This is a genomic window from Streptococcus sp. HMSC056C01 (assembly GCF_001811305.1).
GTDB lineage: Bacteria > Bacillota > Bacilli > Lactobacillales > Streptococcaceae > Streptococcus.
On the sequence record NZ_KV804215.1, the window covers coordinates 1 to 481 of the forward strand.

1 protein-coding gene is annotated in these 481 nt (G+C 43.0%); it reads right to left on the reverse strand.

Annotation, left to right across the window (positions count from 1 at the left end):
* The coding region (locus HMPREF2795_RS09255) for an Ig-like domain-containing protein (protein WP_261675903.1) at positions 1 to 481 on the reverse strand (481 nt) is incomplete at both ends.

Sequence of the window (481 nt, forward strand, 5' to 3'; positions counted from 1 at the left end):
GTATCTTTAACTGGTGTCTTAGTTGATGGAGCTTTAATACTGTCAGCATCCTTAACATCACGTTTACCAACTGTTTTCTCTGTTGGAGTTGATGCATTTCCTGATGCATCTTTTGCTACGGCAGTCACTTTATCTCCAGCTTTCAAGCCCATAACTGGAAGATAGAAGATACCAGCTTCATTTGTAGCAACAGTAACTGTTTCACTATTTGGAAGAGTGATTTCAACGATTGATCCTGGTTCTGCTGTACCTGTAACAGCCTTATCACCTTCTTTAACTGGGTTCACAACTGGGGCATCTGGTGCTGTCTTATCATCAGCTTTCGCTACAGTTGCTGTAGTTGGAGTTGATGTATTGTTTGAAGCGTCTTTCGCTGTAACAGAGACTGTTTGACCTTCTTCCAAGCCGCTAACTGGAACGCTGAAGTTGCCATCTTGGTCAGCTGTGGCTGTTGCTTTAGTGCCATCTGGAAGTGTTACTT